This window comes from Njordella aestuarii, from assembly GCF_056494165.1.
In genome coordinates, this window is the sequence record NZ_CM151397.1 from 1,690,361 (window position 1) to 1,702,566 (window position 12,206).

Sequence of the window (12,206 nt, forward strand, 5' to 3'; positions counted from 1 at the left end):
TACTACGTTCCTGTATCGGTTGGTCGGGTTGTACTTTCGATTACGATTCTTCCGCGACTGCGTGTCTTTCCATACTTACCAAGTTTGCCAATCCTAACGTGGTAGATGTGAAATCGCTGGACAACTTTAACGGTTGCAGAAACAATGCATGGCGAATCGAATGCGACATCACCGTCGAAGCCCGCGAGTTCTGCTCGGCAACCGAATAAAACCAAACAAAAATGCTTGAAAAAATTTCCGCTCCTGAATTGCTAGCTCCAGCCGGCGACTGGGAGTGTGCGCGAGCAGCGATTGAATATGGTGCGAACGCCATCTATTTTGGTCTCGACGTCGGCTTTAACGCTCGGGCTCGCGCAAAGAATTTCCATCTCGATGATTTACCGGGCCTGATCCGCGAGCTGCATCAGAACCATGTGCGCGGGTTTGTGACATTAAATACGTTAGTATTCACCGACGAACTGGCGGCACTTGAAGAGAACGTGCGTCGCATTGCGGAAGCGGGTGTTGATGCTGTCATCGTCCAAGATATCGGGGCGGTAAAACTGATCCGAGAAATTGCCCCAACACTCGCGATCCACGGCAGCACGCAGATGACAATCACTTCGGCGGAAACGTTGGCAGGATTGAAGGATCTGCAGCTTGAACGAATAGTGCTTGCGCGAGAGCTCTCGTTGCAGGAGATCCGCAAAATCACTGCAGTGTCGGAGGTTCCTGTGGAAGTGTTTGTACATGGAGCTCTCTGTGTTGCCTACAGCGGACAGTGCTTAACAAGCGAATCGTTGGGAGGTCGATCGGCCAACCGCGGTCAGTGCGCTCAAGCCTGTCGGCTCAACTACGACTTAATATGCGATGGCAAACAGATTGACCTTGAGGCGAATAAGTATCTGCTATCGCCGTTGGATTTAGCTGCCTATGACCATGTACCGGACCTTATTGCCGCTGGCGTGAGTTCATTCAAGATCGAAGGCCGACTCAAGTCGCCTGAGTACGTGGCGAACATAGTGTCGCACTATCGCCAAGCGATCGATGCCGCCTTGCGAAATGCGTTCAAGCCTGCGACTGAATCGGATCGCCTGGAGATGGAGTTGAGCTTTTCAAGAGGATTTTCGCCCGGGTGGCTGGAGGGCTGCAATCACAAGCGACTTGTCCCAGGCCTATCCAGCAGCAAACGAGGCGTTCTGGTCGGTACTGTCGAAGAAGTCCGTGGTGAATGGATCTATGCCGATCTTGTGCACTCTTTGACCAAGGGGGACGGTATAGTAATCGAAGGCGACCGGAGCTCTGGGAGTGAGATTGGTGGACGCATCTATGGGATTTCGAAATCGCGGCAACTATCCGATCTGCCATTAGCAGGAAAGGTCGCCATCCAACTTCAGCGAGGGACCGTGCCACCGTTTGAAGATTTAGCTGGGCGGAAGATCTACTTGACGCATTCTCCTGCGCATTCAAAGAAATGGCGTCGCCGCGATGGAGTGGCTGTGACCGAGAACTCCACACCAGTCGATCTCAAGGTATCGGCGATTGTCGGGAAGCCACTTCAAATCGAAGTGCGGTGCGGAGAAGATGTCTTTGAGCTTCAAAGTGAAGCGGAATTGCAAGCTGCACGGAAGCATCCAGCTACGATCGAATTATTCACCGAACAATTTGGCCGACTCGGGGGCACGCCTTTTCGAATAGGAACTGTCCAGGGGCAGATCGAAGGGGAGCCAATGGTGCCTCTCAGCGTCCTTGGGGAATTGCGGAAGCGAATGGTAGCTGAGCTTGAAACCTCAGTTGATTTTTTAAGAGCACATGCTTGTTACGGTGCCGATCTATGGAAAGTGCGTGTGCGAGATGCGTTTGGTGACGGCAATCTAACTTCTGCTGCAAAAGACGAAGTGCCGACGCTGCATGTTCTTTGCCGATCACTCAAGCAACTGCCCGTTGTGCTTGGCCAGGGTATCAAGAATGTGTACGCTGAATTCCATGACATTCGGGAATATGCACAGGCGGTCGACATGGCACATGCTGCTGGTGCGAAAATCACCCTTGTGCCTCTACGAATACAAAAGCCAGGCGAAATGGGCTTGTTGCGATCCTTGCTCAAACGCGAAGCTGACGGTTGGCTCGCGCGGAATCTTGCAACGGTGGATTTTGCTCGTGAGCATTCAATTCCAATGGTTGGCGACTTTTCGCTCAACATAACGAACCCGATCACCGCCGGGTGGTTCTTGTCAAAAGGTTTGGCACGAGTCACCGCGTCCTATGACTTGAATCGAGATCAGCTTTTAGAGTTGGTGCAATGGTTGCCAGCCGATCGATTGGAAGTTGTGATTCACCAGCATATGCCGATGTTTCATATGGAGCACTGCGTTTTCTGTACAGTTCTTTCGCCAGGATTTAACAAGAGCAATTGTGGGCGTCCTTGCGATCGCCATCAAGTCCAGTTGCGGGACCGTGTTGGCACAGAACATGTCTTGGATGCAGATATCGGTTGTCGAAATACGCTTTACAACGGAAGGGCACAAAGTGGAGCAGAGGCAGTGCCAACTTTGGTGCAACGTGGTGTCAAACACTTTCGCGTTGAATTGCTACCGAATTCTAGCACTGCGGAAATCGACAAGCTTGTCCCGCTTTACCTCGCTCTTCTGAACGGCGAACTCGCTGCCGCGGAAGTGTGGAAGGTCCTGAAGGCGGATAACCGCATCGGAGTTACTCGTGGCACGATGGAACAGCCACGAAACCCACTGGCTATTTTATAGCTTCATCCCAAGAATCGAGCCCCACGATTGGAAGAGCGAACTCAAACGCTTCTTCCCACTGCGGCGTGTCAGCATTTTTGAAGCAATCGTAGATTCTTTTCTTTGGCCGATCTTCATTACCAGCAGGTGTAAACTTGCGAAGACCTAACATTAGACCGCCCTCGTGGGGATGATCAACATGGCGGTGCAAGATGAAGGCGTCAATTTCGGTGATTGCTTCAATCTTCTTATAGGCATAACAATAAGCCGCGGCTTGCACAGATTCACCATCGCCGGTGTCGGGCGTATGAAATCCCTGTTCGCTTAATATGATTCTTCGCGGTTGACCTTGATAAAGAAATTCGCTTTGTTTTAAAGCACGTGGCAGCACATCGATATTCTTAAAGGTAATACGTGGACTGTCGATGCTGTTTGTAGCCGAGGTGTCGTTCCAAAAGCGAGGTTCAAAGAGATTTTCAGGATATGGGTGGAAAGCAAGATGCCAAGCGAAATCGCCACCTTCTCGAGCCTTCTGAGCAAAATAGGTCAAGAACTCGTTCGCCGGAAAGCTCTGTGAGTCGTCGCCAGTTGGATATCGGATTCCCCAGTGGTGTTCGAGCGAAATATAGACGCGATCGTGACGAGCTTGTGAAGTCACGGCGTCGTGGACTATTCTGACTGCTTTGAGGTACTCTGTGGCGAACTCTTGCATGGTTACGTGCCCCATATTGGACCACCACCAATGAGAGTTGACTTCGTTGCCTACAATCCAGCCGACGACACGACCGTACTGGCGATCTTCACGTGACCATCGATTGGCAAGGAACTGGAGCGTAGCACGGAGCCAATTTCTGCCTTCTTCGGAAACTGTGTTGAAAGCTCCTAATCGATTGGGTGCATTCGCATCACAATTCGGATGAATCATGACGCCGTTCACGTGCGGATTTGGCGACAAGTATGTTAAGAGGATCACATTTACAAGGACGCCCTGGTCTGTAAGCACTTTGACGCGATCGTCTAGCGATTTCAGGTAGTCTTGCCGAAACGAATATTGGACGCCATCCATCTCCCAGCGTGTTGTCGTTTCTTGGAATTCAACGTCGACCAAGCGGCAGAGGTCGATGTTTAACGCGGCATGTTTGATGCCCAGCTCCAACGCGTCGTCGACCAGTTCAACTTGCAACCCTTTCTTCGAGGTCGCTTGCGGGTATTCTTCGTCGCTCTGCGCAATCGCTGCTTGCGGAACATAAATAGTACAGAGGAACAACGCTAGACGCGTATATAACTTGGTCATTCGACGATTTCAGTTTGAGGGGAAGCCTTCACCAATGGCCTCGCGAACTTAAAGCATATCAAACGAACGCGTAGACTAAAGCAACATAGGCGTAATATTTGAGTTGATCAAGATGATCAGAAAGGACTTTATTGCCTGATTCAGATTCAATGGCGGCGGGACTTTGACCGCGAGACCATGCGACTACTTCGATCGGCTGGTTTGTACTGAGCTGCGAACGCAGCGGCATTTTCGAGCCTTGGGTGCCAACCCAAGGTATCGATGCCCGGGCATCGGGTTGAGCTGCGAAGCAGCGCCATTCGTTTTCGGGAATGCGAGCGAGAATTGAATTGTTCAAGCGCAGTTGTGCGGTAAGTTAATCGCGAACCGGAGCGACCTCGCCTGAATTCGCTTTTTGATTTACATCAATTAATGGCGCAGCTTCGCAGCTCAGGTTCGTGGTGCCTGGCAACCTGGGGTTCCGCTTCGTACCTCAGCTCCACCCCAGGCTAGTGAATTCTGCTACTTCGTAGCTCGAGATGCAGCGAAGGATGATGACAAAAGAATGAAGGCAGGGATCTATTCTTCTGCCCTCATTCTCCTGCCAATTCGAAGATATTTTCCGAGGCCGCTTCGTGCTCGAGCTTTGCCCGAAGAACGTAAGGTGGCATCTACGACACTGCATTATCAATGCCGGATTCTAAAATCAAAATAGTGTTGGAACCGCGGAATGTACGGATACAGGACTTTTGTTGACGGCCGAGACTGATTTGCCGATTTTTGATGGTCTCTTTGATTTCCAGGATGGATATAGCTCGGTTAGCTCGTGTCAAAATCACTGCGTCCGATAAAATTGCGGTCGTGCGTTATGAATCGGACCGTCTGGCGATGCTTCTTGATGGAGGGTAGCCCCTCATCCCCAACCCTTCTCCCCTGAAGACAGGGGCGAAGGGAGCAAAAGAGATTGGTTAATCGCATTGCCCAGACTGAGCCATTGCCATTCGTGAATCAGATTTTCCAGGCGCACTCGATCAGACAACGATACAATTCAAATTACAGCCCCTTCTTTGACGTCGCTTGGGGGTAACCTTCCCCGCTCGGCGCAATCGCCGCGCATCATTCGATCGTGTAAACCAAAGCAACATTAGCGTAATACTTGAGTTCATCCACATGATCCGAAAGGACTTCGTTGCCCGAACCTGCAGCCATTGGTGTTGGGCTTCTTGAACCATAGACGGCATACGCTCTGGCCATATCAAGATACTCACTTGCGTCGTTAAATCGCATTGCAACGGACAGAAGTTTGCCTGTCTTGATTCCTGCCGCGTCGCTAATCGTTTTAGCTTTCGCGGCCGCCGCGTCAAAGGTCTTCTTGGTAATCGCTGTCGTCTCTTCGGACGTCGGCACACCTACGAACTGAATCTGGGGAGTGTTTTCGTCGTCGCTGGAACTCATGTAGCCATACGATTCGCTCATCATCTCGTCAAGTTCATCCATTTGTTCTTTCTCTTCGTCGCTCAGCTCAGCGCGATTTTCTTTTCCGGCAAGATCACGAGCTTCGACTTGTTCCCGAAGCGCGGCCGGCAAAATAGTAAGTGCATCGCCCTCTTGGACTGGAAGCGGCCATTCGGCTTTCACAGCACACTTCGCCGTGACTACTTGCGGCATCTTGATATCTGCTCCATCTTGTCCACTCGACCGCATTGCTCTCATCCGCATCTGCATCATGCGTTGTTCGTCGCTATCGCCAGCAGTGGCGAGTCTTGACGCCGAGAAAGTTACGCTCTCTTTAACCGACTTCATGGCTTCTAGGTCTTTCGAGACTTTGTCTTTATGTTTGTTTAAAGCCAATATTGCTGATTTCGCGTCTTTTCCCTGGGCCTGAATCCACATAGTGAGGCGAATTTTTTGCGGCTTGAGGTCGATCGATTCGGTTGCGGAAACAGATAGTCCCGGTCCCTCACTCGTCGAAGGAAACTGAGCCCGCGCACTTGAGCCGAGCAACAAGAAGCCAAAAGCCGAAGCGATGACAAGGGCCTTACCAAATCGACTATGCGAAGTGCGTGATACTACGCACGCGAACCGGTTTGAAAAAATGTCATGATGAAAATCTAGACCTGGACGAATCATACTTAACTCCAAAGCAACCTAAACAGAACTTAAGAAAATCAAAACCTATCAATCAGCAGAATCCAAACGTTTGCGAAGGTCCTTTCGGATCGCAACGAGCCGAGGATCTTTGAGGGGCTTCAAGAACTCGAGCAACAATGTACCTTTCTCCTCTGCGACCTCTTCTGCAAGTTGCTTGTAGAAAGCAACGGAGGAATCGTCCAGACGCTTGTTCTTAGCTAGTGCAGCGGCAACGAGCAAGCGGTTGTTATCCCCCTCCAATAGCAAATCGTTTTGCGAAACTTCTTCGCCGGCCGCAAGCAATAGGAGACTAAAATCACGTTTGGCTTCAAGCGACGTTGCACTGCTCAATGCCTGCTTGATTGCTTCGACAGGAAGCGGTTCGGTGTCGGTCCAAAAAGCAGGCATTCGTTCTTCATAGTCGTAGATAATTCGGACTCCCTTGCTCAAATAACCCTCTGAAAAACTAGTTGGTGCGCTCAACAGCCGACGAACTGCCAGTTCGCGAACCTCTGGGAGGGAATGTTCTAACCAAACTCGGGCTTTCGGAATTGCTGCCGAGCTTTCATGGCATAACGCGAGAATGGTAGCGAGCGGGACGCATTTGTCATAGGATTCTGCTTGAGCGACAAATCCCGTAGCGGTACTCACCGCTGTCTCATAATCGATGTAGCAAGCAGCGGTCAATAATGCAGCTTTCAACTCAGGCGATTTGGCTTGATCAAAGCGTTGCTGCAGCCATTGCCACGCGCGATCCGCCTTGGGAACGAAGTCCTCGTCACGCGAGTACCCCCGCGATGCAGGATAAAGATACGGCGACATTTCGTCAGCGCGATGGCCGATGAGCCCACGTAAAATGATGCGCTGAACCATCAAAACGCGATCTTCTCGAATCGATCCGGAAGTTTCAATCGATTCAATAAACCAGTCAGCGATTGCAAGGTCATCAATCCAAGTCGCAGCGCGCAGTAATTCTCCAAGCTGTGAATCTTCAAGATTGTTCCAATCAATTGCGGTTGACTGCAACACTTGCAAGCGATCAGCGGCGGGCAGCCACGGCAGTACTTCGGCTTTCGTGGGAGACGACGATTTGGCCTCAGGTGCGGGTGTTTGTAAAAGGTCAGAGATAACGGGCGCAGTGAAGCTTGAGTCGCCGGCGGCCAATGCAGCGAGATTCTGCCATCGTGCCGCTTTTGAAGTTGACTCTTCTTTCGAAGCGGGCAAAGTTCGCAGTGCTGTTAGAGAGTCCTTAATCCAGGTTTCCGTCGTTGGTTCGGAATGCCATTTGGCCAGCCATTCCGATGATATGCTAGCAACGAGTTCATCATCCTCGCTTTCCAACAGTTCGTCTTCATTTTCCATATGTTCCAAGTCATCTTGCGAAGGCGTATTATCAGGTATCGCTACTTCCGGAGTTGCGCCGAAAAAACCATCGAGTAGATCGAATGCAGCGAGCGAACTATCCTTTGTTTCGTTGGCTGCCGAAGCGCTCTCCGTTTGGCTGTCGTCGCTCGCTGGCGTCGGTTCTTCCTCACCAAACGGGTTGTCACCAAACAAACCATCTAATTCGTTCAGACCGGCCTCAGCGATTGCGGCTTCAATATCTTCGTCGCTTTCAGCGGATTCACTCGCTGCTGATTCGTTACTGGACGATCTTGCGCGTTTTTTCTTTGGCAACAATTGCTCTGGTACAGAGAACCAAGGCTCCAGCGCAACGATGGTTCCTGGATCTACCTCCAGGTTATCGATAGCATTGTCTCGATAAAGTTCCAGCGATGCTACCGTTGCCGTCAAAGCGGCTTCCCGAATGCCCGCATCATCTGAACTCAACAATCGAGGCAGTTCATCTTGAAGCAACGTGGGGCTGAGACCTGACAATATCTGAGCAGCTCCGCGTACTTGACTAACATCGTCGCTACTCAGCCACTCTTGTGCAACAGATGTAAGTGCTTGCAGATTGCCTGCCGATCGATAATTTGATGATTCCTCACTAAGAATTTTCAATCGGTCAGGATTAGAAATTAAGTACAACGCAGTTTCCTTCGCAGTCTTTTCAGTTACCGTTTTCGGCAAAAGAGTCGCGGCCCTTTGTGCAACGAATGAGTCGGGGTCGGAGGTCAGTTTAAGGATTGCAGCCGCCACGCTGTCAGAGGCTGACCGGTCGTTGTCGTAGGAAGATACTTTCGAAAGCATTTCGCCGATCGCATCAAGTGCCGCAGCACGAACTCGCCAACTCTCGCTGTTCAGCAGACTGAGCAGGCATTCTTCGACGCCATCTTTCTTCCCTAAACTTCCCAAACTTTTCGCAGCATAAACCAGCAGATCTTCGTCTGACTCCTTGGTGACGTAATCGATCAACGACTTAGTCGACTTGGATTTTGGATTGAGTGACAATTGACGCAAAACTGCTGTACGGACGCTGGGGCTTTTGTCCGCTAAGAGCCTTTCCAATCGCTCGCTTTCCTGCAACGCTCCGATCTTTTGCAGTGTTGGGATCGCAAGTTCTCGCACCAAAGGATCGGTGTCCTGAGAAAGCTCGTCGATGAGTGGAGTGTCTCTTGACGTTGCTTTGGTTAGGATCCGTTCGACTGCGGCGCGGTGTTGCTTGCCATCCAAACTGGCCATGGCAGAGAACTGTGAGCTATGTTCTAGACGCAATCGTTCGCCCGCGAGGACGCGGTACATTAATTCGCGCAGCAAAATCCTTTGGGAATCGTCAAGTTCTGCGTTCGCCAGCCGACTGCGAAGTTCGGGGAGTAATTGGTCTCCGTAGCGAACAGCCTGCGACATGGCGGCCAAGACGCTCTCGGTGGGAGCGGTCAGCAGCGAGGTGACTGCTTGGCTGATCGTTTCCGGATCTAATGCGCGAGCATCTGCCGCACTTTCGGAATCAGAATCGTCTTCATCGCTGGTCTGCGCTCGCAACCAATCGATCACAGGTGCAAAACTTTGTTCTGACATCGACTCCGGTTGCCACGGATCGATGGCGCTGACGGGAGCTTGCCACGAAGTCAAAATCTCGATAGCAGCCAACCGTTGCGAAAGCTTGCCGACACGTAGTACGTCGACGACTGCATCGGAACAATCTGATTTTGCCTTCAGCATGCGCTGCACTGCCGCCTGCCGAAGATCGGGCGAACGATTGGCCAAGAACTCGACCAACTTTGGCAACTCCTCCGACGACACGTTGCCCGAATCGTACAGAATCTTTTGAATCGCCGGATCGGCTTGACTGATATTCTCATCCAGCCAACCTTTCAACTCATCCAGCGGCAGATACCCTTCTCGTCCAGCCACGACCGCTTTATTTGTGGCGAGTATGCGAAGCGACGGAAGGGCCGAAGCACCCAGTTGCTGAGCTACGTCGGGATTCGCATCCACGTCAACTTTGGCAATCACCCACTGTTTTAAGACGGATTCTGCCTCTGGTAACGCCAGTTCCTTTTCCAGCTTCCTGCACCATGTACACCAGTCTGCGCCAAAGACGACCAGCAGTGGACGCTGATTCAATTGGGCGAGCGAAATCGCTTCACTATAGCTATCTGTGATTTCTATTCGTTCGTCGCTGCGTGGTGGTGCTGTTTCGTTATCGGTTGAATCGAACTCATACGACTCGCGGGCGTCAACGGAAGCGTCGATACGAAGTTCACCTGTCGATAAATTTTCTGAATTATCGAAAACTTCATAGTAGTCTTCGGGTTCTGCGTCTGCGTCTGTCTCTGCCGTCGATTCAACTTGCGAAGAACCTGAACCGAAAAGCCAACCTAAGATACCGCCGTCCGATTCGACTGTATCTTGTGCCCGCAACGAAGTGCTTCCGCCTATAAACAAGGCGATGCACAAGAGGAGTCGATGTAAAACACTCAGCGATATGCGGTTATTTGGCATCTTGATTACCTATAGTCGTCTTTCCGTGTGCAATCTTCGGCCAATAGGCATCCAGAGAAAATGAAGGGCTATTCTCATGATCGTGACAACGAACGCATTGCTCCATCGCTTTGAACGGAGTCTTCTTTTTCGGATTGATGACATGCGCCTGAGAAGGCCCATGGCAGTTCTCGCAACCTACATGAACAAGATTTCGCGAAAGCGCAACGTTTACAAAACCGCCTGGCAAACCGTAACCCGTTGTATGGCACTGCTGGCAGTGCGGATCAAAGTGTGCATTTTTATTCTCAAGCACATTCCACGCGTAGCTATGCTTGGATTGATGCCAAATATTGTCATCCACTTGGTGGCAGGAAACACACGACGCAGAACCGGCGATCGCATAGTCGGGCTGATTCACCGCCAAGCTTGTGAGTAAGCCCGCTTCGTCCGATCGAAAATCTTTCTTCGATAACGCTTCATAATAAGCCGCCAGGTTCTTCAACTGCACGTCCGACTCGCTAAGAGTGCTGGATACTTCCGTGATCCTTGCGTCGGTTTCTTGCTTTAAATCACCTGACTTCTTAAGTTCAATCCGCGCCAGAAATTTCCCTTTGTTCGTGGTCGACATAATCGTCGTTGAGCCAACCCGAGAAGGCATCACGGTTTGGCCTGTGGGACCACCGATCACGTAGTCAACTTCTGGCAGGGCCTGTGCGAGAGCACGCAAACCCGGCTCGTCAAAGTACGCTAGCACGATTTTGACATCAGCTGACGATTGGCCAAACGACCTGAGGATAGCGGGCACAGCGTCGGTTGCTTGCCAAGCATTGCCGCTGACCAAGTTTGGATCGATCACGCCGACAACCGCAATTTTCAATTTCGCAAGCTCGAACTCGAGCTTGTTGGAACCAAACGCTGCCCCAGAGCTGTCTTGGAGGTTGGACGCCAGCCATCTAGTCCCTGTCTTGAGGCCAATTTCGTTGAGCTCTTGCGGAGTGAATTTTGTTTCTGCTGCGCCGACGTTCATCGCCGCGAGCCCCATCAACTGAAGACCGTCAAGCAATGCTTCGAACTTGAGCCGTTGATAGGCGGTCGTGCCAATCGCTGAACCTCCAACGTCCAACAGCAAGACATCTCTCTTTTGCTTGTCAAAGTCAATCAGTTCGGCGCGACGCGCAAGGCCACCAGACTGATTCGAGGCGCAACCGCAGGGCGTAATCCAACCTTGCGTGTCTCCTGCGACATAGATAGTCAGCGACGTCGGTTTTGAAGTACAACCCAAGCTCAGCAAGGCAGCGACCAGCACCGAAAACCGCGATAAGGAACGCAGCACGGCACGAGCGTGAATGCTTGTTGAAACATTCCGACGGCATGTCATAGCGGTCGCTTTTTGCGTGTGGGTAGCTTGGTCGCTCAGAGCTTGTTTCATTGCAGAAGACTGTAGACGAGAATGTTAACATTGATCTCTTCAGCGTTCGTGATTTCGTTTCCGCCGCAGCAACAGCAACCATGCGTGTTGGATGTATCGTTAAGTCCATCTTGCGAATACAGTACGCCTAGTCGCGTTCCAAAATGCAGGCCAACCAATGGTTTGGGCGTCCCATGTTTCGCTTGCAACTCTCCGATGTCATAAGCCGTGTGGAAGACAAGATGTTCCAGTCCCAACGCTTGCAGTTCTAAAGCTGGGAAGACCTTGGCCATTTCGCTTCGGAAAGAGCGATCCCAATCCTCGGAAGAGCACCCCGAGGAAGCCAGCAAGAAACCGCCCCGTTCAATGAACTGTCGCAGGTTCTCGCGTTCCTCGGGCAGCAGCGTGAACTCTCCTTCGCCCGTCATGATTAACATTGGAAAGCTATAAATTTCCTCGCTGCTCAGCTTGACCGAATGCAGTCGACGACTGGTTGTAATCGAAGAGCTTTGTTCGGCGCGACGTAAAAAGTGATCGGCAAAACACTCGCTCGTTTTCGTGCCAGCGTAAATAAGGTTTGCAACTTGCACGACACTATCAGCTTCACCGCCAGCCGACGCTGGTTCGGATATCACGCCCGATTCCGGCGCACTTGCATCGGCCGCGATTGCAACGATCCCTAAGCTGCAGTAGAACATTGCACAAAAGCAAGCCGTTCTCAGGATTGCCGAACATACTGTCTGCCTTAGCATTCGGTACCACACTGGCATTGTATCTTGTTCCATGACCATACCCTCATACGAAT

The 12,206-nt window shown here is 51.3% G+C and carries 7 protein-coding genes; 1 reads left to right on the plus strand and 6 read right to left on the minus strand.

Annotated features, from left to right (window positions below):
* Nucleotides 1–221: 221 nt before the first annotated feature.
* Nucleotides 222–2,741 (plus strand): U32 family peptidase, encoded by a 2,520-nt coding sequence (locus tag SH451x_RS06450; protein WP_479361626.1) that lies wholly within the window; start codon nt 222–224, stop codon nt 2,739–2,741.
* On the opposite strand, the gene SH451x_RS06455 is transcribed toward SH451x_RS06450, so the two are convergent.
* The 6 genes from SH451x_RS06455 to SH451x_RS06480 form a co-directional block, all read right to left on the minus strand.
* The gene (locus SH451x_RS06455; protein WP_479361627.1) at nt 2,731–4,014 is read right to left on the minus strand and encodes a DUF5722 domain-containing protein; all 1,284 of its coding nucleotides are present in this window, start codon (nt 4,012–4,014) and stop codon (nt 2,731–2,733) included. The genes SH451x_RS06450 and SH451x_RS06455 overlap by 11 nt on opposite strands.
* A gap of 58 nt (nt 4,015–4,072) precedes the next feature.
* Entirely contained in the window at nt 4,073–4,351 is a 279-nt protein-coding gene (locus tag SH451x_RS06460) for a hypothetical protein (protein WP_479361628.1), read from the minus strand.
* Nucleotides 4,352–5,109: 758 nt separating this feature from the next.
* Complete coding sequence (locus SH451x_RS06465; protein ID WP_479361629.1) at nt 5,110–6,123, minus strand: hypothetical protein; 1,014 nt, start codon at nt 6,121–6,123, stop codon at nt 5,110–5,112.
* A 48-nt stretch (nt 6,124–6,171) separates the two neighbouring features.
* Nucleotides 6,172–10,011 carry a HEAT repeat domain-containing protein gene (locus SH451x_RS06470; protein WP_479361630.1) on the minus strand — a complete coding sequence of 1,280 codons (3,840 nt, stop codon included), beginning with the start codon at nt 10,009–10,011 and terminating at the stop codon, nt 6,172–6,174.
* Nucleotides 10,001–11,422: a multiheme c-type cytochrome gene (locus tag SH451x_RS06475; RefSeq protein WP_479361631.1), complete on the minus strand. Its 1,422-nt coding sequence runs from the start codon at nt 11,420–11,422 to the stop codon at nt 10,001–10,003. The genes SH451x_RS06470 and SH451x_RS06475 overlap by 11 nt, the downstream gene beginning before the upstream one ends.
* Nucleotides 11,419–12,186 carry a DUF4159 domain-containing protein gene (locus SH451x_RS06480; protein ID WP_479361632.1) on the minus strand — a complete coding sequence of 256 codons (768 nt, stop codon included), beginning with the start codon at nt 12,184–12,186 and terminating at the stop codon, nt 11,419–11,421. The genes SH451x_RS06475 and SH451x_RS06480 overlap by 4 nt, the downstream gene beginning before the upstream one ends.
* Nucleotides 12,187–12,206 lie beyond the last annotated feature (20 nt).

What these genes read in the sequence shown, in the direction of transcription:
- SH451x_RS06450 (WP_479361626.1), top strand. Translation starts at nt 222, where the DNA reads ATGCTTGAAAAAATTTCCGCTCCTGAATTGCTAGCTCCAGCCGGCGAC.
- SH451x_RS06455 (WP_479361627.1), bottom strand. Translation starts at nt 4,014, where the DNA reads ATGACCAAGTTATATACGCGTCTAGCGTTGTTCCTCTGTACTATTTAT.
- SH451x_RS06465 (WP_479361629.1), bottom strand. Translation starts at nt 6,123, where the DNA reads ATGATTCGTCCAGGTCTAGATTTTCATCATGACATTTTTTCAAACCGG.
- SH451x_RS06470 (WP_479361630.1), bottom strand. Translation starts at nt 10,011, where the DNA reads ATGCCAAATAACCGCATATCGCTGAGTGTTTTACATCGACTCCTCTTG.
- SH451x_RS06475 (WP_479361631.1), bottom strand. Translation starts at nt 11,422, where the DNA reads ATGAAACAAGCTCTGAGCGACCAAGCTACCCACACGCAAAAAGCGACC.
- SH451x_RS06480 (WP_479361632.1), bottom strand. Translation starts at nt 12,186, where the DNA reads ATGGAACAAGATACAATGCCAGTGTGGTACCGAATGCTAAGGCAGACA.